This window comes from Microbacterium sp. SZ1 (assembly GCF_002362255.1).
In the GTDB taxonomy this organism is placed as follows: domain Bacteria; phylum Actinomycetota; class Actinomycetes; order Actinomycetales; family Microbacteriaceae; genus Microbacterium.
This window is the reverse complement of the sequence record NZ_LPVV01000012.1, coordinates 118,326-136,540: the sequence shown is the minus strand read 5'-3', so window position 1 is coordinate 136,540 and position 18,215 is coordinate 118,326. Positions and strand designations below refer to the sequence as shown.

18 protein-coding genes are annotated in these 18,215 nt (G+C 69.2%); 11 read left to right on the top strand and 7 right to left on the bottom strand.

Annotated elements, in window-relative coordinates:
- Positions 1 to 27 precede the first annotated feature (27 nt).
- The 5 genes from mtrA (at position 28) to hpf (ending at position 5,673) form a co-directional block, all read left to right on the top strand.
- Positions 28 to 708, top strand: coding sequence for an MtrAB system response regulator MtrA (gene mtrA, locus AUC47_RS08360; protein ID WP_096714753.1), 681 nt, complete (start codon positions 28 to 30; stop codon positions 706 to 708).
- 5 nt (positions 709 to 713) lie between these two features.
- Entirely contained in the window at positions 714 to 2,387 is a 1,674-nt protein-coding gene (mtrB, locus tag AUC47_RS08355; protein ID WP_096714752.1) for an MtrAB system histidine kinase MtrB, read from the top strand.
- On the top strand, positions 2,384 to 4,102 hold the full coding sequence (locus tag AUC47_RS08350; RefSeq protein WP_096714751.1) for an LpqB family beta-propeller domain-containing protein: 1,719 nt from the start codon (positions 2,384 to 2,386) through the stop codon (positions 4,100 to 4,102). Before mtrB ends, AUC47_RS08350 begins: the two co-directional genes overlap by 4 nt.
- Before the next feature lie 124 nt (positions 4,103 to 4,226).
- A complete protein-coding gene (locus AUC47_RS08345; RefSeq protein ID WP_096714750.1) occupies positions 4,227 to 4,922 on the top strand; it encodes a ComF family protein in 696 nt (231 codons plus the stop codon).
- 94 nt (positions 4,923 to 5,016) lie between these two features.
- A complete protein-coding gene (gene hpf, locus AUC47_RS08340; RefSeq protein ID WP_096714749.1) occupies positions 5,017 to 5,673 on the top strand; it encodes a ribosome hibernation-promoting factor, HPF/YfiA family in 657 nt (218 codons plus the stop codon).
- Between the two features lie 70 nt (positions 5,674 to 5,743).
- On the opposite strand, the gene AUC47_RS08335 is transcribed toward hpf, so the two are convergent.
- Both AUC47_RS08335 and AUC47_RS08330 read right to left on the bottom strand, forming a co-directional pair.
- Entirely contained in the window at positions 5,744 to 7,078 is a 1,335-nt protein-coding gene (locus AUC47_RS08335; protein WP_096714748.1) for a hypothetical protein, read from the bottom strand.
- 63 nt (positions 7,079 to 7,141) lie between these two features.
- Complete coding sequence (locus AUC47_RS08330) at positions 7,142 to 7,744, bottom strand: PadR family transcriptional regulator (RefSeq protein ID WP_096714747.1); 603 nt, start codon at positions 7,742 to 7,744, stop codon at positions 7,142 to 7,144.
- 161 nt (positions 7,745 to 7,905) lie between these two features.
- On the opposite strand from AUC47_RS08330, the gene secA reads away from it, so the two are divergent.
- Together secA and AUC47_RS08320 are read left to right on the top strand one after the other, a co-directional pair.
- Positions 7,906 to 10,716, top strand: coding sequence for a preprotein translocase subunit SecA (secA, locus tag AUC47_RS08325; RefSeq protein ID WP_096714746.1), 2,811 nt, complete (start codon positions 7,906 to 7,908; stop codon positions 10,714 to 10,716).
- A gap of 78 nt (positions 10,717 to 10,794) precedes the next feature.
- Complete coding sequence (locus tag AUC47_RS08320; protein WP_096714745.1) at positions 10,795 to 12,021, top strand: pyridoxal phosphate-dependent aminotransferase; 1,227 nt, start codon at positions 10,795 to 10,797, stop codon at positions 12,019 to 12,021.
- Here AUC47_RS08320 and AUC47_RS08315 read toward each other — a convergent pair.
- Together AUC47_RS08315 and AUC47_RS08310 are read right to left on the bottom strand one after the other, a co-directional pair.
- Positions 11,945 to 13,186 (bottom strand): AAA family ATPase, encoded by a 1,242-nt coding sequence (locus AUC47_RS08315; RefSeq protein WP_096714744.1) that lies wholly within the window; start codon positions 13,184 to 13,186, stop codon positions 11,945 to 11,947. The two genes, AUC47_RS08320 and AUC47_RS08315, sit on opposite strands and share 77 nt — an antisense overlap.
- Entirely contained in the window at positions 13,183 to 13,803 is a 621-nt protein-coding gene (locus AUC47_RS08310) for an SAF domain-containing protein (RefSeq protein WP_096714857.1), read from the bottom strand. Before AUC47_RS08310 ends, AUC47_RS08315 begins: the two co-directional genes overlap by 4 nt.
- A 98-nt stretch (positions 13,804 to 13,901) precedes the next feature.
- On the opposite strand from AUC47_RS08310, the gene AUC47_RS08305 reads away from it, so the two are divergent.
- On the top strand, positions 13,902 to 14,180 hold the full coding sequence (locus tag AUC47_RS08305) for a helix-turn-helix domain-containing protein (RefSeq protein ID WP_096714743.1): 279 nt from the start codon (positions 13,902 to 13,904) through the stop codon (positions 14,178 to 14,180).
- Here the strand turns inward: AUC47_RS08305 and AUC47_RS08300 are convergent.
- Positions 14,168 to 14,785 carry a hypothetical protein gene (locus tag AUC47_RS08300; RefSeq protein WP_373557855.1) on the bottom strand — a complete coding sequence of 206 codons (618 nt, stop codon included), beginning with the start codon at positions 14,783 to 14,785 and terminating at the stop codon, positions 14,168 to 14,170. The two genes, AUC47_RS08305 and AUC47_RS08300, sit on opposite strands and share 13 nt — an antisense overlap.
- Positions 14,786 to 14,905: 120 nt before the next feature.
- On the opposite strand from AUC47_RS08300, the gene AUC47_RS08295 reads away from it, so the two are divergent.
- On the top strand, positions 14,906 to 15,292 hold the full coding sequence (locus AUC47_RS08295) for an Rv3235 family protein (RefSeq protein ID WP_096714742.1): 387 nt from the start codon (positions 14,906 to 14,908) through the stop codon (positions 15,290 to 15,292).
- Positions 15,293 to 15,316: 24 nt separating this feature from the next.
- The gene (locus tag AUC47_RS08290) at positions 15,317 to 16,801 is read left to right on the top strand and encodes a sensor histidine kinase (protein WP_096714741.1); all 1,485 of its coding nucleotides are present in this window, start codon (positions 15,317 to 15,319) and stop codon (positions 16,799 to 16,801) included.
- A gap of 68 nt (positions 16,802 to 16,869) precedes the next feature.
- Here AUC47_RS08290 and AUC47_RS08285 read toward each other — a convergent pair whose 3' ends face one another.
- Positions 16,870 to 17,118, bottom strand: coding sequence for a WhiB family transcriptional regulator (locus AUC47_RS08285; RefSeq protein WP_017203224.1), 249 nt, complete (start codon positions 17,116 to 17,118; stop codon positions 16,870 to 16,872).
- A 233-nt stretch (positions 17,119 to 17,351) separates the two neighbouring features.
- Here AUC47_RS08285 and AUC47_RS08280 point away from each other — a divergent pair, with 233 nt between their 5' ends.
- Positions 17,352 to 17,735, top strand: coding sequence for a hypothetical protein (locus AUC47_RS08280; RefSeq protein ID WP_096714740.1), 384 nt, complete (start codon positions 17,352 to 17,354; stop codon positions 17,733 to 17,735).
- Positions 17,736 to 17,738: 3 nt separating this feature from the next.
- Here AUC47_RS08280 and bcp read toward each other — a convergent pair whose 3' ends face one another.
- Positions 17,739 to 18,212 carry a thioredoxin-dependent thiol peroxidase gene (gene bcp / locus AUC47_RS08275; protein WP_096714739.1) on the bottom strand — a complete coding sequence of 158 codons (474 nt, stop codon included), beginning with the start codon at positions 18,210 to 18,212 and terminating at the stop codon, positions 17,739 to 17,741.
- Between the last annotated feature and the right edge of the window lie 3 nt (positions 18,213 to 18,215).

Sequence of the window (18,215 nt, the reverse complement as noted above, 5' to 3'; positions counted from 1 at the left end):
GGGACTGAGTGCCATAAGGTAACAGTTATGACCTCACGCATCCTTGTGGTCGACGACGACACCGCGCTCGCCGAGATGATCGGCATCGTGCTGCGCACGGAGGGCTTCGAGCCGGTGTTCTGCGCCGACGGCGCCAAGGCTGTCGAGGAATGGCGCACACAGCGCCCGGATCTCGTGCTGCTCGACCTGATGCTGCCCGGCATGGACGGCATCGAGATCTGCACCCGCATCCGCGCGGAGTCCGGAGTGCCGATCATCATGCTCACCGCGCGCAGCGACACAGCCGATGTGGTGCGCGGGCTCGAGGTGGGTGCAGACGACTACATCGTCAAGCCCTTCAACCCGAAGGAGCTCGTCGCCCGCATCCGCACCCGACTGCGTCCTGCTCCTTCGACCGTGGGTGAGCAGCTGCGGGTAGGAGATCTCACGGTCGACGTCGACGCCCACGAGGTGCGCCGCGGAAACTCCCCGATCGCTCTGACACCGCTCGAGTTCCAGCTGCTCGTCGCCCTCGCCTCCAAGCCGCAGCAGGTCTTCTCCCGCGAGATGCTCCTCGAGCAGGTCTGGGGGTACCACTACAAAGCCGACACGCGGCTCGTGAACGTGCACGTGCAGCGCCTGCGGGCCAAGGTCGAGCTCGACCCGGACAACCCGAAGATCGTGATGACGGTGCGCGGTGTCGGCTACCGTGCCGGGAGTGCGGGCTAGGACCCATGGCCGCGACGACAGCGACCACCACCGCGGTCGCCGTCCTCCGCGACTGGCGAGGGTGGCCCGACGTGCTCGCCGCCCTGTGGCGACGGTCGCTGCGGTTCCGCACGCTGGCCATCACGCTGCTCCTCACCTCGACGGCGATCCTCATCACCTGCGTGACGATGGCCCTCGTCATCCAGAACGACCTCTTCGAGTCCCGTAAGAACCAGGCTCTCGAGGACGCGCGGCGGTCGATCGACCAGGCGCAGACGACGCTCGACTCAGCCGCGCTCGGAGACAATCCGGCTGCTCTGCAGGAGCTCTGGGACAGCGTGCAGGAGGATCTCGGTCGCAACTCGACGGCCGAGGGTCTCGCGGGCTTCCGCGTCAACGACGATGTCGCCGGGCCGCTCAACGGCTTCACCGCGGGTCTCAGCGCCAACTTCATCAGCCCCGCCCTGCGCAACCGCGTCATCGAGTTCGACGACTGGCAGTCCTGGCAGTCCGCGGCGATCGATCTCGGCGGACGCTCTGTGCCGGGCGTGATCGTGGGGCAGCAGCTGCAGGTGCCGGAGGCCGGTCCCTTCGCCATCTACTTCGCGTACGACTTCGCCGATGCCGACAGCACCCTCACCTTCGTGCAGCGCACGCTGTGGATCGCCGGAATCGGTCTCGTGGCCATCGTGGCGGTCATCTCCTCGATCGTGCTGCGTCTGGTGTCGACGCCGATCGTCGAGGCCGCGGAGACGAGCGCACGTCTCGCATCCGGAGACCTCGGGGTGCGGATCGACGTGCACGGCGAGGACGAGATCGCGACGCTCGGTCGATCGTTCAACGCGATGGCCGACAGCATCGAAGCGCAGATCAAGGAGCTCGGCGAGCTGTCGCTCGTGCAGCAGCGGTTCGTGTCGGATGTGTCGCACGAGCTGCGGACTCCGCTCACGACGATCCGCCTCGCCGCCGACATGCTCAACGACCAGCGCGAGGAGTTCGACCCGACCACGGCGCGCACCACCGAACTTCTGCACACGCAGGTGCAGCGCTTCGAGACCCTTCTGTCGGACCTCCTCGAGATCAGTCGGTACGACGCCGGCTCCGTGCAGCTGGAGCTCGAGGCCACGAGCCTCGCCCATCTCGCCGAGGACATCATCGAGCAGATGCAGCCGCTCGCGGACGGCCGCGGCAGCGAGCTGCGGCTCGTCGCCCCCGGCGGGTACTCACCGGTGGACATGGATCCTCGCCGCGTCCGCCGTGTGCTGCGCAACCTGATCGGCAACGCGATCGAGCACGGCGAGGGACGCCCGATCATCGTCACCGTCGACAGCAACCAGCACGCGGTGGCGGCCGGCGTGCGCGACTTCGGACTCGGGATGGATCCCGCGGATGCCGAGCGCGTCTTCGACCGGTTCTGGCGCGCCGACCCGTCGCGGCAGCGGACGATCGGCGGCACCGGACTGGGTCTCTCGATCGCCCTCGGCGATGCCACGCTGCACGGCGGGACGCTCGCCGTCTGGTCGGAGCTCGGCGTCGGCACGAACTTCGTCCTCACGATCCCGCGCGGTGAGGTCCTCGACGGCCCGTCTCCGATCCCCGTCGAACCTCAGGAGCCACTCACCGGGATGGGGGATGCGACACAGCCCATCCACCTCGCCGACCTCCCCGCCGAGCTGTTCGACCGAGGGAGCATCGAATGAGATCGGTTCGACGGCGGAACCTCCTCGCCGCCGCGCTCGCCGCCACGGTCCTCGCTCTGTCGGCGTGCACCGGTCTGCCCACGACGGGCGATGTCCAGCCCGGACTCGCGCTCGGAACCTCGCCCGAGGACCCCGACTTCCTCCCCCTCGCATCCGGGCCTGTCGAGGGCGCCGGGCCCGCGGAGATCGTCGAGGGTTTCGTGGAGGCGGCCATCACGCCGGCCGACAACTGGGCGACGGCTCGGAGCTTCATGACGCCGGAGATGGCGGCGGAGTGGCTGCCGAGCACCGGAGTCTCGATCGACGTGAGTGCGGCAACGCGGTCGTTCACCTCGACGGTGGAGGACGACGCGGAGGTGGATGACGGCGACACCGCCGACGTCCGCGTGACGTTCGACCAGTTGGCGAGCGTCGACGGCACGGGTGCGTACTCCGAGGCGTTCGGAGCCTCCACCTCGTCGTTCGTCGTCGAGCGGACCGACGGGCAGTGGCGCATCTCCGAGGCGCCGGACGGCGTCGTCCTCGATGAATCCCGCTTCTCTCGCGTCTATGACGACTACGCGCTGCAGTTCTTCGACCCGACCTGGGAGCGCCTCGTTCCCGACGTGCGGTGGTTCCCGCGGCGTGCCACCATCGCGACGACCATCGCGCAGGCTCTGATCGGGGGCGCGCCGAGCCCGTGGCTCGATCCGGCGGTGCAGAACGCGTTCCCCGCGGGCGTGCAGCTCGCGCGCGACGCCGTGCCGATCGACTCCGACCAGGTCGCCGACGTGGCACTGAACGGTGCGGCCGCCGGCCTGGATCAGGTCACTCTCGCCCGCATGCGCACGCAGCTGCAGGAGACGTTCCTCGCCGCTGGGGTGCAGGTGAGTCAGGTGCGTTTCAGCATCGACGGACGTACTCTCGACGCCGGTGTCGTCAAGCTCGTCGAGGACCCTCCCGACGGGGGGAGCCTCGTTCTCAAGGACGGCGCGTTCGGCAACCTCGTCGGCGGGGAGGTGACACCGCTGCCCGGGGTCTCGGAGGAGATCCTCGCGGTCACCCAGCCGATCATCGCGGTCGACGTCGCGCTCGACGGGTCGCACGCGGCCGTGCAGCTGGGCGACGGACACGTCTACATCGCCGGGAACGGGAACTTCGACGAACTCGATCAGCGATCGTCGCTCGTCCGCCCCTCGATGGATCCGTTCGACTACACCTGGTCGGTCCCCGCCACTGCGCCGTCCGCACTGCAGGCCATCAGCGTCGACGTCGCGCAGAACCCCATCGCCGACGCGTGGCCGGGCGCGTCCGAGGTCTCGGCCATCCGCGTCTCGGCCGACGGTGCCCGCATCGCCGCGGTGATCGCGGTCGGCGGTGAGCGATGGGTCGTGGTCTCGGCGATCATCCGGGACGAGAACGGTGTGCCGACGGCGCTCGGGCCGACCGAGGAGATCACCCAGCTGCAGGGCACGGCATCCGGCCTGGTCTGGCTCGGCCCCGACCGGCTCGCCCTGCTCGCCGACACCGACGACCGGATCGTCCTGACGCAGATCGTCGGCGGAACGGGAACCGTCGAGTCGGCGCCCGTGGGAGCGACGACGATCGCGGGGTCCCGTTCCGCGTCCGGAGTGCGGATCTGGAGCTCCGACGGCGCGGTCTTCGCCCGCAGTGGATCGGCCTGGAGTCAGGCGACGACGGGAGCGCAGCTGCTCGCGACTCGAGCAGGGCACTGAGCTCCACGCACGACGATCCTGCCACCTCTGCACAGAGGCGGCAGGACACGGAGCCCTTCACAGGCATCGACTGTCTGCGAAGCCTGGTCCGACGACGAGCCGCAGGTTGCGTCATGCTCGGCGGATGACTGATCACACCGCCTCCGCGACCGGCATCCGCGCCCTTGGGCGGGAGGCGCTCGCCCTCCTCCTGTCCGCGACGTGCCCCGGCTGCGACGAGCCGGGCACGCTCCTGTGCGACCCGTGCAGGGGTCGGCTGCAGGCTTCCCCTGTGGATGTGCGCACCCCGCAGGGACGCGTGGTGCGTGCGGCGCTCACCTATGAGGGGACCGCCGCTCGCTGCATCCGACGGCTGAAGGATGATGGCGAGACCCTGCTCGCACGTCCCCTGGGCGCCGCGCTCGCCGCCGTCCTGTCGTCCGTCCCCGGATCGGCTGTCTCGATGGTGCCGGTCCCGACCTCGAGAGCAGCGTTCCATCGTCGCGGCTACCGCGTGCCCGAGCTGCTGATCCGCCGCGCGGGCGCGCGCCCGCTGCGGGCCTTGTCCGCCTCGCACGCTCGGCGCGATCAGCGCGGGCTCGACGTCTCCGCGCGTGCCCGGAACGCGGAGGGGAGCGTGCGCGCGCGCCTCCGGGGCGAAGGAGTGCGTGTCGTCCTGGTCGACGACGTCATCACCACCGGCGCGACCGTCGACGAGGCGTCTCTCGTGCTAGACCGGGCGGGCTTCGACGTGGTGGCTGTGGTCGCACTGGCGGCCACACCTCTTCACGGAGGGCACCGCGCATTCACATCCGATCCATCGACGACACGGCGGAAGTGACCCGTGACATCCGCTCCGGACCCGACTACGGTGGGGGGTCACAAGGCGACCACGGTCCGCCCTTGGCCGGGTGGACCGGGACAAGGAGGCAGCAATGGAAACGAGCATCGTCGGCGTCGGAGTGGGTATCACCGATCGCTTCCGAACCGTTGTCGAGGAGAAGATCGCCAAGATCCAGACGTTCGCAGCGCGAGCGCAACGCCTGGACGTGAAGGTCACCCATCGCGTGTATCGCAACGGACGCGTTCCCGATGAGACCGTCGAGCTGACGCTGATCGGCAAAGGGCCCGTCGTCCGCGCCGAAGCCACCGACGGCGACAAGTTCGTCGCGTTCGACCTCGCTGTCGACAAGATGGCGGAGCAGCTGCGTCGAGCGAAGGAGAAGCGCGTCGACGGCCGCCAGCACCCGCGCGGACCTCACTTCGAGAAGGAGAGCGGCGCACTCGAAGGGATCGACGTGCAGCCCGCCTCGGCTGACGTGCTCCGCGCCGTCGCCACCGGCAGCATCCCCGTGCAGAACGACGAGGACGAGGTCTACTCGCCGGTCGTGATCCGCACCAAGAGCTTCGATCCCGAGTGGATGACCGTCGAAGAGGCGGTCGACCGCATGGAGCTCGTCGGCCACGACTTCTTCCTCTTCGTCGACGCGCGCACCGACCACCCCAGCGTCGTCTATCGACGCAAGGGCTGGGACTACGGCGTGATCGCGCTCGAGACGTCGGCACCGCCCGCCGAGGCGCTCGCCTCGTAGGCCTGGGACAAACGAAGACGGCCCGCTCCGGAAGGAGCGGGCCGTCTTCCGTATGGGTGGGAGCGTGCGATCAGTCGAACATGCCGTCGAGCAGGCCGCCGATCACGAGCCCGCCGAGGATGCCGGAGGCGATGTCTCCACCGCCCCCGCCGCGGCGACCGCCACCCCAGCCGCCACCGCCGCCCCAGCCGTTGCCGCCCCACTGATCCTGCGGGCGGGAGGAGTCGATGTCGCGCTGCGCGAGCTGGAGCGCCTCGGAGGCGAGGTGCGCCACGCGACGCGCCCCCGCGAGGGCCTGCTCCCTCGTCTCCTCCGCGGGCAGCAGATCGGAGAGGTCGACGCGCAGACGTTCTGCCTCGGCGAGGCGGGTGCGGGCGTCGGCGCCGATCCAGCCGCGATGTCCTGCGATGAGGCCGCGGGCCACGCCGAGCTGGCGGTCGGCATCGTCGATCGCGTGCTGCACCTGCTGGATGCTGGGGAGCGGATGCTCGGCCCGGTGACGGGCGGTGGCGATCGCCTCGTCGAGCGCGGTGTTCGCCGCCCGCAGCTGCGAGAGCTCCGCGAACGGGTCGCCGGGGGAGCCGGCCGGGGAGAGAGCGCTGAGCGCTTTCTGCAGGTCGCTCACGGCCGCGGCGACGGCCGGGACCTGCGGAGCGGTGCGCGCGGCGATCAGGTCGGACCGCGAGTCTGCGACGACCTCGGCGAGAGTCGACTCGGCGCGGAGCGCCTCGATCTCGAAGTCCTCCACGGCGTCGAGCAGGGCCGAGGCGCGGCGGGTCGCCTCCGTCGCCGTCTCCAGGGCGAGGTTGGCCTCCTCGTTCTGCTTCGCCTCACGGCGGCGCTCCGAGACGTCGGCGCCGTGGGTGGCGAACGCGATGAGCTGCTCCGCCTCGGCCGCGCTGGCGGTGATCTGGTGCATCGCCGATTCGGAGTACCGGCTCGAGAGTCGGGCGACGGTCGCGTTCGTCTGCGGGATGCGTTCGCTCAGCGCGGCGGCATCCGCACGCACCTGTGCGATGATCTCGGGAGCCCTACGCACCTTCGCGACCGACTCCGCGAGATCGCCCGTCTTCTCGTCGAGCAGATCCTGCGCCCAGTCGCACAGCTGCACGATGCGGGCGTTGCGCGTGCGCAGCTCCTCCGGCGTATCGGGGATCTCGTCGTGATTCAGCTGATGCAGCTGGAACGCCTCTCGCAGGTGCGTGCGCACCGCCGCGAGGGCCGTGCGGAGGTCGCTCGTGAGCGAATCGCCGAGCTCCGCCTCGGCGAACACCAGCTCGTCCGAGGTCGTGCGGATGCGCTCGTCGGCCGCGACGAGAGCCTGCTCGGCACGACGTGCCAGATCGGCATCCTGTGCGGCGAGTTCTTCCTGTTCGCGCTTGCGTCTGCCCCATATTCCAGCCATGACTCAGATCCTAGTTTCCCGGGCATCTCGGGTGGCTGTGCATCCGCTTCAGGCGAACGGCGATCAGACGAGGGCATCCCTCTCCACACGACCCGGGCGGCCGCGTCTGGGGCGATCGACGTCGAGCGCGAGTGCCAGCGCGTGCTGCGGGTGCTCGGCCAGACGCGCGCCCGCGTGCTCGAGCCACCGCGACTCCGCCTCGGCGGCGAAGATCATCGAGTCCAGCACGAGCGAGTGCGCGAGGTCCTCGGGGCCGGAGTCGCCGCGGGACGAGCGGACCCGGCGCAGCTCGGCCAGGCGTGTCTCGACCGCCGCGTGCTCGGCATGGATGACGGAGACGGCGTCGGCGTCGGGAAGCGTCGCCGCGAGTGCGACCTTGATCGCGAGCTCGTCGCGCGGGGCGGGGGCCCGCTCGACCGGACCGGAGAGCCAGAGTGCGACCTCGGCCGCGCCCGCCGGTGTGATCTCCCAGTAGACGTGGCCCTGCGCGTCGGCCTCGTCTCGGCTGACCAGACCGTCGCGCTCGAGGCGTTCGAGTGTGTTGTAGATCTGTCCGACGTTGAGCGGCCACACGGCACCGGTGCGACGCGCGAACTCGTGGCGCAGCTGATAGCCGTAGCACGGCCCCTGGGCGAGGATCGCGAGCAGGCTCTGACGCACGGACATGGGACCTCCTGGGCTCGCGACCAATATACATACTCGGAAACGCACCGCACGCGCGCCATGCAGGCGACGTGCAGGTCACGGGCCGGTAACATGACAACGTATGCCTTGTGCGCGCCCGATGTGCGGTGCTGCGAGGACCCATCGACAGGGAGATGACATCTGTGGCCAATCCTCTTGAGAAGCTGCTGCGCGCCGGCGAGGGGCGGGTCATCCGCCGCCTGAACCAGGTGGTGAAGGCCGTGAACGCGCTGGAAGAGGACATCTCCAAGCTCACCGACGACGAGCTGCGCAACGAGACGGCCGAGCTCCGCGCGCGCTATGAGAAGGGCGAGACGCTCGACCAGCTCATGCCCGAGGCGTTCGCGGCGGTGCGAGAGGCCGCCAGGCGAACGCTCGGCATGCGCGCCTACGACGTGCAGATCATGGGCGGCGCAGCCCTCCATCTCGGCAACATCGCCGAGATGAAGACCGGTGAGGGAAAGACCCTCGTCGCCACCTTCCCGGCCTACCTCAACGCCATCGCAGGCGAGGGCGTGCACGTCATCACCGTGAACGACTTCCTCGCGAGCTACCAGGCGGAGCTCATGGGCCGCGTCTACCGCGCGCTCGGAATGAGCACCGGCATCATCGTCTCCGGCCAGACACCCGCCGTGCGGCGCGAGCAGTACGCCTGTGACATCACCTACGGCACGAACAACGAGTTCGGGTTCGACTACCTGCGCGACAACATGGCATGGCGCAAGGAGGATCTGGTCCAGCGAGAGCACTTCTTCGCGATCGTCGACGAGGTCGACTCGATCCTCATCGACGAGGCGAGGACGCCGCTCATCATCTCCGGACCGTCTTCCGGCGAGGCCAACCGCTGGTTCGCCGAGTTCGCGAAGATCGCGCGCACCCTCGAGGCGGGGGAGGATTACGAGGTCGACGAGAAGAAGCGCACCGTCGGCGTGCTCGAGCCCGGCATCGAGAAGGTCGAGGACTATCTCGGCATCGACAACCTGTACGAGTCGGCGAACACCCCGCTGATCTCGTTCCTGAACAACTCGATCAAGGCGCTGGCCCTGTTCAAGAAGGACACCGACTACGTCGTGATGAACGACGAGGTCATGATCGTCGACGAGCACACCGGTCGAATCCTCGTGGGCCGTCGCTACAACGAGGGCATCCACCAGGCCATCGAGGCCAAGGAGGGCGTGCCGGTCAAGGCCGAGAACCAGACCCTCGCGACGGTCACCCTGCAGAACTACTTCCGCCTGTACGACAAGCTCGCGGGGATGACGGGTACCGCCGAGACCGAGGCGGCCGAGTTCATGTCGACCTACAAGCTCGGCGTCATCCCGATCCCGACGAACAAGCCGATGATCCGCAAGGACCAGTCGGACCTCGTCTACAAGAACGAGACGGCGAAGTTCGCCCAGGTCGTCGAGGACATCGCCGAGCGCCACGCGCAGGGGCAGCCCGTGCTCGTGGGAACCGTGAGCGTCGAGAAGAGCGAGTACCTGTCGCGGCTCCTCGCGAAGAAGGGCGTCAAGCACGAGGTCTTGAACGCGAAGAACCACGCTCGCGAGGCAGAGATCGTCGCGCGCGCTGGTCGCCTCGGGGCCGTCACAGTCGCCACGAACATGGCCGGTCGTGGAACCGACATCATGCTCGGCGGCAACGCCGAGTTCCTCGCCGTGCAGGAGCTCAAGAGCAAGGGCCTCGATCCCGTCGAGACGCCCGAGGAGTACGAGGTCGCGTGGGACGAGACCTACGAGGCGATGAAGGCCGTCGTCGCGGAGGAGGCCGAGAAGGTCATCGAGGCGGGCGGACTCTATGTGCTCGGCACCGAGCGGCACGAGTCGCGGCGCATCGACAACCAGCTCCGTGGCCGCTCCGGCCGTCAGGGAGACCCCGGCGAGAGCCGCTTCTACCTGAGCCTCACCGACGACCTCATGCGTCTCTTCCAGTCGGGAGCAGCCGAGGCGATCCTCTCGCGCACGAATTTCCCGGACGACGTGCCGATCGAGTCGGGACTCGTGTCGCGAGCCATCCGGAGCGCGCAGTCGCAGGTCGAGGCGCGCAACGCCGAGATGCGCAAGAACGTCCTCAAGTACGACGACGTCCTCAACCGTCAGCGCGAGGCCATCTACGCCGACCGCCGTCACATCCTCCAGGGCGACGACATCGCGGACCGCGTCCAGCACTTCATCGAAGATGCGATCAGCGGCGTCGTCCGCGATCACACCGGCGAGGGCCACAACGAGAGCTGGGACTTCGACGCACTCTGGACCGAGCTCAAGACTCTCTACCCGGTCAGCGTGACCATCGACGAGGTCGTCTCGGAGGCAGCCGGACGCAAGGGCGGCATCACGGCGGACGGGCTCACCCGGGAGCTGCTGTCGGATGCGAAGATCGCCTACGAGGCGCGCGAGGAGTCGCTCGGAGAGGCCGCCACCCGCGAACTCGAGCGTCGCGTCGTGCTGCAGGTGCTGGACCGCCGTTGGCGCGACCACCTGTACGAGATGGACTACCTCAAGGACGGCATCGGCCTCCGGGCGATGGCGCAGCGCGACCCGCTGATCGAGTACCAGCGCGAGGGCTACGCGATGTTCCAGTCGATGATGGGTCAGATCAAGGAGGAGTCGGTCGGCTACCTCTACAACCTCGAGGTCGAGGTGCGACGGGCGGGTGACTCCGAGACCGCCGAGGTCGAGGCGAAGGGCCTGGCCGACGGGGCCGCCGAGCAGCGCCTCGAGTACTCCGCCGCGAACGACGCCGGTGAGGTCGAAGTGCGGAACGACCGCGGACAGGTGCAGCAGGCCGCCACCGATCGTCTCCGCCAGGCAGCTGCGCGAGCACAGGCTCCGCAGCAGGAGGCAGCCGCACAGGAGGCACCGCGCGGCGCCTTCGGCCAGCGGACGGATGCCGCGCCCGCGCAGCCGGCGGGCAACCGCGAGGAGCGTCGCGCGCAGGCGAAGAAGAAGAAGTAGCACGCGCCGGAGATCGCCGCGTCGAGGAGGGCCAGTCCGTGAGGATTGGCCCTCCTCTCGTCGCTGTAGGCTTGGCCGATGACACCAACGCGCCACTTCGACCAGTCGTCGAAGCTCAAGAACGTCCTGTACGAGATCCGTGGGAACACGCTCGTCGAGGCGGCGCGGCTGGAAGCGGAGGGTCACCGGATCCTCAAGCTCAACACGGGCAACCCTGCGATCTTCGGCTTCGAGGCACCGCACCAGATCGTCCACGACATGCTCGCGGCGCTTCCGACGGCTCACGGCTACAGCGACAGCAAGGGAATCGTCTCCGCACGGCGCGCGGTCGTGAGTCGGTACGAGGAGATCGAGGGCTTCCCGCGGATCGACCCGGAGGACGTGTTCCTCGGCAACGGCGTGTCCGAGCTCATCACGATGACCATGCAGGCCCTTCTCGACGAGGGCGACGAAGTGCTGATCCCGGCGCCGGACTACCCGCTCTGGACCGCGATGACGAGCCTCGCCGGCGGGACGCCTGTGCACTACCTGTGCGACGAGAACGACGGGTGGCAGCCGGACCTGGAGGATATCCGCTCGAAGATCACGCCGCGCACCAAGGCGATGGTGATCATCAACCCGAACAACCCCACCGGTGTCGTGTACTCGCGCGAGATCCTCGAGGGAATGGTGCAGATCGCGCGCGAGCACGAGCTGCTGCTCCTGTCCGACGAGATCTACGACCGCATCCTCTTCGACGACGCGGTGCACATTCCGACCGCGACGGTCGCGCCCGATCTGCTGTGCTTGACGTTCAACGGTCTCTCCAAGACCTATCGGGTTGCCGGCTACCGTTCCGGCTGGCTGGTCATCACCGGCCCGCAGGCGCACGCCAAGGGGTTCCTCGAAGGCATCAACCTGCTCGCATCCACCCGTCTGTGCCCCAACGTGCCGGCTCAGCACGCCCTGCAGGCGGCGCTCAGCGGAGTGCAGTCGATCGATGCGCTGATCGCGCCGACGGGTCGCCTGCACGAGCAGCGCGACATCTCGTGGCAGGGACTCGAGGCGATCCCCGGAGTCTCGTGCGTCAAGCCGCAGGGCGCGCTGTACGCGTTCCCGCGCCTCGATCCGAACGTGCACGAGATCCGTGACGATGCGAAGCTCGTCTACGACCTGCTCGTGGCCGAGCACATCCTGCTCGTGCAGGGGACCGGCTTCAACTGGGCCACCCCTGATCACCTGCGCATCGTCACCCTTCCGGAGCCGCGCGTCCTCGCAGAAGCCGTCGAGCGACTCGGGAACTTCCTCGCGAGCTATCGCCAGTAGGCGGTCCTGCGAGGGGAAGGGCCTCGGCGGCCAGGCGTCTGACGGCGGCGGCGAGGGCCGATCGCGGAGCGACGTCGGCGATCGGACGCCCGTGCAGCAGAGCGGCATCCGCGGCTCGCTGGTCGAAGGGCAGGAACGTGACGTCGGTTATGCCGGCGAAGCGGTCGAGCGTCGCGCGGATCTGCCCGCGTGCATCGATGCCGAGAGGACCTGAGCGCACTCTGTTGACGACGACGTGGATCCTCGCCCTCGGCGCCAGGCGCCTCAGCTCCGCGTGATCGCGCACGAAGCGGCTGACGCCGAGCGGGTCGCCCGCGGCGACGGCGATCACGACGTCGGCCTCGTCGAGCGCTGCGACCGTGGCGGCGTGACGCCGGGGGCCGGTGACGTCGAAGGTCGCTTCGTCGTCGGCGTCGAAGGCCCCTGACACGTCGATGATGCTCTCCTCCGCCCAGGCTCGACTCGCCGCGAGCGCCGACCGCAGACGACGCGACGTCAGCTCGGCCCACCGGGCGGGCCGGCTGATGCCGGCGAGCACGTCGACGGCGCCGCCGCTCACCGCCAGAGAGGTCGCCAGCCGCGTGAGCTCCGCATCGTCGAGCGCGCCTGCCTCGGCCCGGCGGCACGCCGCGGCGATTCCCGGCGACTCGTCTCCGAGCCCGAGCAGGAGCGCGATGGAGGGCGCCACCGTGTCCGCGTCGATGAGGGCTGTCCTGCGACCACGGCGGGCCATCTCGACGGCCAGTTCGATGGCGATCGTCGTGCGACCCGGTGCGCCCTGCGGGCCCCAGACGACTGCGATCCGATGCGATGTCGCGGCAGCGCCGGACGGAGACGCGACCGGTGGCGCGTCGGTCTCGAGAGCGGCGACGACCTCCCAGCCGCTCGCCGTGCTCGGGAGCGCGGCCGCCAGACCGTAGCGTCCCAGGACGCGACTGTCACGGCCGCCGAAAGGGAGGATGCGTACTCCGGCCCGATCGCACGTCGCCACGAAGTCCGGCGTCAGCACCTCGCGCGCCGCCGGAACCAGCACCACCCGACAATCCTCGGGGAGGGGCAGGGGAGCGTCGGACGGGGCGACGACGGCCGCGACTCCCTCGAGCTCCAACTCGCCGACGAGTTCCGAGGCGCGCGGCTCGGGGATCGCGACGACGACGACGGTCATCGGGTGACGCCGATCGGGACGATCGACAGACCGGCCCCGTCCGCGATCGCCGCCAGGACGGCGGCCACGTCCGAACGATCGATGACGAGCTCGACTCCCGCCTCATCGGACGCGAGCACGCCCTGCTTCTCGACGATCGACGCGACGGTCGCCGCCTCGACGAGGATGCTCGGCGCTTCCGCCTCGACGCCTTCCTCCACGGCCACGGACTGCCAGAGCTCGACCGTGCTGCCGACCGACACCTCGCCCGGCACCGCGGTGCCCGTCTGGATCACGATCGTGGTCGTGCGCCTGCTGTCGGCATCCGCGAGGGCCGACGCGGGGACGAGTTCGTCGGCGGTGAGTGTGCGGGATGCCACAGAACCGCCTCCCAGATCCTCCGGCGCGAGGTAGCGATCGCCGAGCGCGCCCAGGTTCACCTCGACGACCTGGAAGTCGTCCGATCCGACCGCCTCCCCTTCGACGATGGTGCGCGTCGCCTGGAGGACCGGCGTCGTCGCGCCGGCCGAGGAGACCACCAACCAGACCCCGCCGATCGATGCGGCGATCATGCCGAGACCGACGAGGAAGCGGAGGTCGCCCCAGAACGCGCGACGGGATCGTGAAGGTGATCTCATGCGAGCCATGCTCACAGATCCGCCGAGGGCCGATTCGGAGTTATCCACAGCGCTGTGGTGTTCGCGGCGCACGCCCGGGTGCGGTGGAGAATGGGGGCATGCCCGACTCGACTTCTGCTTCCGCGCGCTTCCTGGCGCCGGCGCAGGTGGCCGAGCTGCTCTCGATCGAGATAGACGAGGTGATCGAGCTCGTCTATCAAGGTCGCCTCCGCGGCTCGCGTCTCGGATCTCCCGCCCGCTGGCGTGTCGAGGAGTCGAGTCTGGCCGAGTATCTCGCCGAGCAGACCGAGGAAGCGCGTCGCATGGCGCTGTGGCGGCAGGCGAACGAGGCGAGTTTTCCCGAGGTATGGGGCATATCCCGCACTCACGGCACGTGATCGCCGACGATCTGCACCGATTCCAGCGCGGCGAAGGGGACGACGCGGAAGTCCCGCACGGCGGCGATGGTTCGGGCGGTGCCCGCGTCATGCAGCGCGAGATCCAGGTGGTCCGCGCTCGCACGATCGATCGTCCCCTGCAGCTCGGAGCCGTCCGCGCGGAAGACCCGCACCGCGATCCGTCTCCGGGCGAGGTCGCGCAGGACGAACCCGAGTGACATCCGCTCACGGAGTGCAGCGGCGTCGGCATCCGCACCGTCGAGGCTCGCGAGCAGCAGGCCGTGATCGACACCGAGAGAGCGGATCGCGGACAACGGGATGATCCTCGTGGTCGGGGACCGCCGTACTCCTTCAGCCTCGATCATCGCAGCGGCGATCCAGTCCGCGCCGAGCGCCTGCAACCGCACTCGCACGCGACCCCCGGAGGCGACGTCGATCACCGTCGAGGCGCCGACACTGCACAAGACCCGCAACCGATCCCTGAGCGTGAGGCGCGAGATCCGCAACCGCTCCGATTCGGCATCCAGAGCCGCCCGCTCGCTCTCCCACTCCGAGGCGAGCTGACCCTCGAGGTCTTCGAACAGGTGATCCCAGTGCACTCGCATTACCGTAGGCGACCGCGCCGGCCGCGTACGAGTTATCCACATTGTTCTGGCCCACCCCCGATGAGCGGTCTGCGCGCGTGCTCTACTGACGGCAGTTTCCCGGATGGAGAGTGCTGTCAGATGTCGCTTCACGAGTACTTCGGCCCGCAACCGACGCCGCGTGCCGAGCTGCCCGATCCCCGCCCACTGCTGCGCAGCATCACCCGCGGCGTGCTCGAGGTGCTCGCAGGGGTGAGGGAGGCCGATCAGCTCGCGCGCTGGTTCAGCGAAGAGGCATACCGCAGCCTCGTCACCAGGGCGAACCTCTCGGCTCGTGCCCGCAGTGCACGCGGGGTGCCTCCGGCTCGTCCGACGTTCGAGATCCTCTCGATCCGCACCTCCGAACCCGTCGACGGCATCGTCGAGGCCGTCATCGTCGTCGCCGGGCCAGGACGCACGCGCGCCGTGGCCGCGCGACTCGAAGGACTGGATCGCCGCTGGCGCACGACCTCTCTGGCCATCCTCTGAGCCGGTGCGCTCTAGGCTGGGAGGGTGTCAACCCTCAGTGATCTCGCCCATGCCCAGGGGCTTCTGACCGACAACGACGTGGAGTGGCTGCATCGCCTCGCGGGCGACGGGCAGCTGCTCGCGGACCTCGCCTCCGCCGACATCGTGGTCTGGGTGCAGACCGACGACGGCTCCTTCATCGCGGTCGCCCACGCACGCCCGAGCGGTGCCGCGACCCTGTTCTACCGCGACATCGTCGGAGAACGGGTGCGCCCGCAGTGGCGGACGCAGGTGCAGGGAGCGTTCGACTCCGCGGAGATCGTCGACTCCTCGTCGCCCGACTGGTTCGAGGAGACGCCCACGCGCGTGCGCGCTGTGCCCATCGTCATCGAACGCAAGGATGCCGAGCGCGCGGCGTCCGTCATCGGCGTCGTCACGCGCCACACGAACCTCGGTGAGGCTCGGACGCCCTCTCGGCAGCAGATCACCTTCGACGAGTGCGCCAACGACCTCTTCCGGATGATCGCCGACGGGAGCTTCCCCGATCTCGCGGCGCCCACGTCTCCTCGTCGCGGAGCGCCACGGGCGTCGGACGGCCTCATCCGCATCGACGTGGACGGCATCACCACCTTCGCCAGTCCGAACGCCCTCTCGGCGTTCAATCGCATGGGCTTCGACGACGAGCTGGAGGGGGAGTCGCTGGCGGAGGTCACCACTCGCCTCGTCCCGCCCTCCCGTCAGGTGGACGAGTCGCTGCCGGTCGTCGTCACCGGACGGGCGCCGTGGCGCACCGACATCGAGGCGCGCGGGGTCACGGTCTCGCTGCGCGCCATCCCGCTCAAGGACCACGGCACCCGCATCGGTGCGATCGTGCTCTGCCGTGACGTCTCGGAACTGCGCCATCAGGAGCAGGAGCTCATCACGAAGGACGCCACGATCCGCGAGATCCACCACCGGGTCAAGAACAACCTGCAGACGGTCGCGTCACTGCTGCGCATCCAGGCGCGCCGTACTCACTCGGACGAGGCGCGGGACGCGCTCACGCAGGCCATGCGCCGTGTCGACGCGATCGCCGTCGTGCACGACACGCTCGCGCAGGGCCTCACTCAGAAGGTCGACTTCGACGAGGTCTTCCACCGCGTGCTCAAGCTGGTCGCGGAGGTCGCGTCCGCACCCAACACGCGAGCCCGCACGCGGTCGACCGGTCGGTTCGGCGTGCTGCCGAGCGAGTACGCGACGCCGCTCGCCCTCGCGCTCACGGAGGTCGTCACCAACGCGGTCGAGCACGGCCTCGCCGGGCAGGAGGGCATCGTCGAGATCGACGCGGCCCGCACGGAGGAGAATCTGCGCGTCACTGTGCGCGATACCGGTCACGGTCTCCCCGAGGGACGCATCGGTCAGGGCCTGGGCACCCAGATCATCCGCACTCTGATCCAGGGCGAGCTGGGTGGCTCGATCGAGTGGCGCGGGAGCGAGGGGGAGGGGACGGAGGTCGTGATCGACATCCCCCTCCGGTGGCTCACCGCGTGACCTCGGTCACGAGAACGGCCCGAGACATCGTCTCGGGCCGTTTCTCATCGCGCGGGGCGCGACGCGGATCAGGAGGCGCGACGGGCGCGCGCTGCGCGCCGCTTGAGGGCGCGACGCTCGTCCTCGGAGAGACCGCCCCAGACGCCGGAGTCCTGGCTGGTCTCGAGCGCGTACTGCAGGCAGATCTCGGTGACCGTGCAGGTGGCGCAGACGGTCTTCGCCTTCTCGATCTGGTCGACGGCCGGGCCGGTGTTGCCGACCGGGAAGAAAAGCTCGGGGTCGACAGTCAAACAGGCGGCCTTGTCGCGCCAATCCATGGGGGCTCCTCGGTGTGGGACTTGTGAGTCGTCGCAGCGCGATGACTCGGATTTCGGGTCGCAGTTCGGGTTCAGCTACCCTGTTGAGATACGGACGGATGCCCGCATTCTGTGATGCGGGCAGGAAGCCCGCCCCACGCCGCTGTGGGAGCACATGACGCTGTCTATTCTGTTACATGAAACCGGCGAAATCAAGGGTTTCTTCGCTTCTCATTCGATTCTCAGGAGACATCGTGCGCTCACCAGCCCTGGCTCGCGCCGCCGCCGCCGTCCTGGCTCTGGAGGGCCTGGCGCTGATCGTGTTCGCGCTCATCGAGCTGATCGGCCTGGGCGCCGGGAATGCCGCGTCGCTGCCGACGGCGCTCGCGCTGATCGTGCTGACACTCCTCGGCGCGGCCGCTCTCATCGCCTTCGCAGTGGGCGCGAACGGCGGACGCTCGTGGGCGCGCTCCGGCGGGATCGTGTTCCAGGTCCTCGCCGTCGCGCTCGCGCTCGCGTCGCTCACGATCCAGCCCGTGCAGTGGCTGTTCACGCTCGCCCTCGGCCTACCCGGTGCGCTCGGTTTCGCGCTGCTCGTCGCGAGCGCCCGCGCCGAGAACGCGCGTCCGACGGAATGACGCTCAGGCGTCGATACCGAGCTGCTTGCGCAGCCGAGCCACGTGCCCGGTGGCTTTGACGTTGTACTGAGCGAGCGTGATCGTGCCCTCCTCGTCGAGCACGAAGGTCGAGCGGATGACGCCCTCGACGACCTTGCCGTAGTTCATCTTCTCGCCCCACGCGCCGTAGGCGGCGTGCACGGCGTGATCGGGGTCGCTGAGGAGCGTGAAGGTGAGACCGTCGCGCTCGCGGAACGCCCTGAGCTTCGACGGCTCGTCGCGCGAGATGCCGACGACGCGGTATCCGGCTCCCTCGAGGGAGGAGATGCTGTCGCGGAAGTCGCACGCCTGCGTGGTGCAGCCCGGGGTCATCGCCGCCGGGTAGAAGTAGAGGACGGTCTTCCGCCCGCGGAGGTCGGCGAGGGAGACGTCGTTCCCGTCCTGGTCGGCGAGGGTGAACTCGGGGGCTGCGGATCCGGTGTCGAGGCGCTCAGTCACGCC

Coding starts and splice junctions, on each gene's coding strand:
- mtrA (WP_096714753.1), top strand. CDS start 28: ATGACCTCACGCATCCTTGTGGTCGACGACGACACCGCGCTCGCCGAG.
- mtrB (WP_096714752.1), top strand. CDS start 714: ATGGCCGCGACGACAGCGACCACCACCGCGGTCGCCGTCCTCCGCGAC.
- AUC47_RS08350 (WP_096714751.1), top strand. CDS start 2,384: ATGAGATCGGTTCGACGGCGGAACCTCCTCGCCGCCGCGCTCGCCGCC.
- AUC47_RS08345 (WP_096714750.1), top strand. CDS start 4,227: ATGACTGATCACACCGCCTCCGCGACCGGCATCCGCGCCCTTGGGCGG.
- hpf (WP_096714749.1), top strand. CDS start 5,017: ATGGAAACGAGCATCGTCGGCGTCGGAGTGGGTATCACCGATCGCTTC.
- AUC47_RS08335 (WP_096714748.1), bottom strand. CDS start 7,078: ATGGCTGGAATATGGGGCAGACGCAAGCGCGAACAGGAAGAACTCGCC.
- AUC47_RS08330 (WP_096714747.1), bottom strand. CDS start 7,744: ATGTCCGTGCGTCAGAGCCTGCTCGCGATCCTCGCCCAGGGGCCGTGC.
- AUC47_RS08320 (WP_096714745.1), top strand. CDS start 10,795: ATGACACCAACGCGCCACTTCGACCAGTCGTCGAAGCTCAAGAACGTC.
- AUC47_RS08315 (WP_096714744.1), bottom strand. CDS start 13,186: ATGACCGTCGTCGTCGTCGCGATCCCCGAGCCGCGCGCCTCGGAACTC.
- AUC47_RS08310 (WP_096714857.1), bottom strand. CDS start 13,803: ATGAGATCACCTTCACGATCCCGTCGCGCGTTCTGGGGCGACCTCCGC.
- AUC47_RS08305 (WP_096714743.1), top strand. CDS start 13,902: ATGCCCGACTCGACTTCTGCTTCCGCGCGCTTCCTGGCGCCGGCGCAG.
- AUC47_RS08300 (WP_373557855.1), bottom strand. CDS start 14,785: ATGCGAGTGCACTGGGATCACCTGTTCGAAGACCTCGAGGGTCAGCTC.
- AUC47_RS08295 (WP_096714742.1), top strand. CDS start 14,906: ATGTCGCTTCACGAGTACTTCGGCCCGCAACCGACGCCGCGTGCCGAG.
- AUC47_RS08285 (WP_017203224.1), bottom strand. CDS start 17,118: ATGGATTGGCGCGACAAGGCCGCCTGTTTGACTGTCGACCCCGAGCTT.